Genomic DNA, 2,340 nt, shown 5'->3' on the forward strand with positions numbered 1-2,340 from the left:
AGGATGTTCACCTGGGAATAGAGATGGGTTTCGAGATAGCCTTTTTTCACCCAGGGTCCCATGGCCAACGCGAAGGTGCGATGGGCATTGATGTGGTCGGCGCCGGACTGGGCGTCGTCTTCGGTCAGGAATACCACCATATGCCTCCACTCCGGTGTCGTGGAAAGATAGTGAATGAACTTTGCCGTGGCGTAGTCATTATTGGCCACATAGTAATCCGGCGTGTAGTAGCAGGACTTGCGTCCGGCCGTGTGATCATCCGGCAACCAGATATAGACAAAGTGGGGGCCAATAGCTCCACTTCACGGTCAACATGACTTTCCCGCAGTAATACAACAAGGCCCAGGTCGGGACCGATGGCGTTGCGCACGGCCAGAACCCGGTGATTGGCATCCGTGGATTCTGGTGGCGGGACGAGGATCACAGCATTGGCCGAAGCTCGTTGCGCAGAAGCTGAACATTGGGAGAGATCGTCGACGATGCGAAGGGGTCCGATCCCAAGAATGTAGAGGAGCCGTAGTCCTTCCCTGGTCAGGTCTGCATCAAGATCCAGCCATATGGGACGAAACTGATCCAGCGTCTGTCCGGTGGATCGGACGGGGAGGGTGGAAAGGCCCCACAGCGCATATAATCTGCACGCGCCGCATACGATGTGCGGCAATGAGGCTAGGATCATTCTGGTTTATCCTCAGCGGTTGGGTATATTTCTTGTGAGCGGAGGATACTAACAGGCCAATGTGACAGTGGTTTTACACTTTTATGAAGTTTTAAAGATAAATATTCTAAGTCTGCAAACTTTATGACAATAATGTGACTTATTTTCGTGGCGCACTGCTATTCCGCGTCATTATATCCAGGCTGGCTATCCGCCATTATGAAAAAGAGCCCCGGCGAACCGAGGCAAGGAGGGCGGAGGAGCTGATGGGCTCCACGCTATTCCGGGGGCAACCGCATCTGTACTGCATGCTAATAATAGCAAGCCAATATGACCGTCATATTACGATTAAGTGCACTGGGGTGTTCCAAGACCCAGATTGGCTGCTGGGAAGAAGATAGAAGGAGATAATTTTAACTGAGGTGATTGCGTTGCCAATGTATGTATTTCTCGCGACTGCGGCGTCGCTCCTACGCCAGCGGATCTCCGAATCGATACCCAATCCCTTTTTCGGTCATCAGATATTGTGGCATTCCTGGATCGTCCTCAATCTTTTCTCGCAGTCGTTTGATGTATAACCGTACATAGTGGGCCTGATCGCCACTATGTTCTCCCCACACCGCACTGAGGATGCGTCGATATGACAATACCCGTCCCTGATTCATCACAAAAAGGTGGAACAATTGATATTCCTTGGGCGTCATCGGGATGGGCACCCCGCTCTTGCGAACTGTATGGGTGAGATCATCCAGTTCTAAGACCCCGATGACCCAATGAGAATATTCGGCGGATGAACCTGCGGGACGCCGCCGCAAATGGGCGCGCAGGCGGGCGAGCAGTTCGCCAATGGTAAACGGTTTGGTCAGATAATCGTCGGCGCCACTATCGAGGGCCTGTATCTTGTCAGCCTCGCTTCCGCGCGCAGAGATGATGATGATTAATGCCTGTTCCCCTCCGTGGGCGCGTAATCTATGGATTAATCCCTGCCCATCCCCATCCGGTAAACCAAGGTCCAGCAGAATCAGCGCGAAGGGCCGACCATCCTGGATCTGTCGTTTTTCCCATGTCTTCCAGGCATCTTTCAGCGTGGTTTCCCAGTACAGGCGATACCCTGGTTCGCGGTCCAGCGCCGCCTGTAGAAATCCGCCAATACTTGGGTCATCCTCCACCAGCAGAATATCCAGATCGTCTTCCGGATGTATGATCGTCATGGCTTAATCTCCCTCCGCCGGCATGGGTGGTTCAGTTTCACGGGGGACGGTAAAACAAAACACCGCGCCGCGTACTGCAACCCGATTACGCACCCAAATGCGCCCCCCATGCAGTTCAATAATCGCCGCACAAATTGCTAAACCTAGCCCACTGCCACCCAGTCCGACTGGAGGTTTGACCTGGCTGAAGCGGGTGAATATTTCCTCTTCCCGGCCAGATGGTACGCCAAAGCCGTGATCTATGACGCAAACGGTAATCTCGGTATCGTTCGCATAGGCTTCTAATTCGATAGTGCGGCCACTCGGGCTATATTTACAGGCGTTTTCCAGGAGATTGGTGAGCACTTGTCCCATGAGCTGAGGATCTACATGGAGCAGTGGTAAGTCTTTGGATATTCGCGCCTGAAAAGGACGATCGGTGCATACGGCTTTAACCTGGTTGCGCGCGATAACCAGCAAGTCTTCGAGGGGAAC

2 protein-coding genes and 1 pseudogene are annotated in these 2,340 nt (G+C 53.1%); all 3 read right to left on the reverse strand.

Annotation, left to right across the window (positions count from 1 at the left end; all coding sequences use genetic code 11):
• A pseudogene (locus tag M7F93_RS09185) lies at positions 1 to 299 on the reverse strand (alkaline phosphatase family protein); the annotation flags it as partial.
• An 826-nt stretch (positions 300 to 1,125) separates the two neighbouring features.
• Positions 1,126 to 1,866, reverse strand: a complete 741-nt coding sequence (locus M7F93_RS09190; protein ID WP_298172328.1) for a winged helix-turn-helix domain-containing protein — start codon at positions 1,864 to 1,866, stop codon at positions 1,126 to 1,128.
• A 3-nt stretch (positions 1,867 to 1,869) separates the two neighbouring features.
• Positions 1,870 to 2,340 (reverse strand): sensor histidine kinase (locus tag M7F93_RS09195; RefSeq protein ID WP_298172331.1); only part of this gene is annotated, 471 nt, incomplete at its 5' end.

This window comes from Acidithiobacillus sp. (assembly GCF_027322205.1).
In the GTDB taxonomy this organism is placed as follows: domain Bacteria; phylum Pseudomonadota; class Gammaproteobacteria; order Acidithiobacillales; family Acidithiobacillaceae; genus Acidithiobacillus.

Coding starts and splice junctions, on each gene's coding strand:
- M7F93_RS09190 (WP_298172328.1), bottom strand. CDS start 1,866: ATGACGATCATACATCCGGAAGACGATCTGGATATTCTGCTGGTGGAG.